Origin of the sequence: Oceanobacillus alkalisoli (assembly GCF_021556485.1) — a bacterium.
Classification (GTDB): Bacteria; Bacillota; Bacilli; order Bacillales; family Amphibacillaceae; genus Oceanobacillus; species Oceanobacillus alkalisoli.
The window spans coordinates 1-379 of sequence record NZ_JAKGBW010000055.1; the positions used below are offsets into that span (position 1 = coordinate 1).

Annotated in this window: 1 protein-coding gene; it reads right to left on the bottom strand. The window is 39.6% G+C overall.

The features are described from left to right. Positions 1-379, bottom strand: a 379-nt coding sequence (locus LZD48_RS18475) for an IS3 family transposase (RefSeq protein WP_235764137.1), incomplete at both ends; no start/stop codon positions are given.

Genomic DNA, 379 nt, shown 5'->3' on the forward strand with positions numbered 1-379 from the left:
ATGGATCCATCATAGAGATCTTTAATCACACTTAAATAAGCTTTCCTGTTCAGACCAAATTTTAGATGCGTGATATCTGTTACCCACTTCTCATTTGGTTTGTCCGCAGTAAACTCCCGATTAAGAATATTCTCTTCGATATGAACAAAGCTAGTCTTGGTGGAATAGCCATTTGAACGGCGAATAAAGGATTTCAAACCTAATTCAATCATTAAACGTCGAATGCGTTTGGGGCTGTACTTTTTCTTATAGTGGCGATTAATCGCCATCGTTATTCGCCGATAACCCCAAGTGCCTCGGCGCTGTTTAAATATCCTCTGGATTTTCTCCATCAGCCATTCATTTTCTTTTTGTTGATCTGTAGGTTCGTGTTTCAGCC